1 pseudogene is annotated in these 239 nt (G+C 49.8%); it reads left to right on the top strand.

The features are described 5' to 3' along the window. A pseudogene (locus CWB98_RS23425) lies at positions 1-213 on the top strand (IS256 family transposase); the annotation flags it as partial. Between the last annotated feature and the right edge of the window lie 26 nt (positions 214-239).

Below are 239 nucleotides of genomic sequence, written 5' to 3'. Positions count from 1 at the left end.
GTGGAGGCTGTACATCGCCAGTTCCGGAAGCTGACCAAAACCAAGGGCGGTTTTGCCAATGAAAACAGCTTACTAAAGCTACTCCATGCCGGTATACTTAAAGCTCAAGAGCGCTGGACGCATCCTATCCAGAACTGGAATCTCACGCTATCGCAGATGGCCATCCACTTTCCAGGGCGCTTGGATGACTACATAGAGCTTTTAGCTCAGTAGGCTGACACAGAATTATGAACACCCTC

It is taken from the genome of Pseudoalteromonas rubra (assembly GCF_005887115.1).
In the GTDB taxonomy this organism is placed as follows: Bacteria; Pseudomonadota; Gammaproteobacteria; order Enterobacterales; family Alteromonadaceae; genus Pseudoalteromonas; species Pseudoalteromonas rubra_F.
The sequence above is the reverse complement of the archived record's forward strand: the minus strand, read 5'-3'. Positions and strand labels throughout refer to the sequence as shown.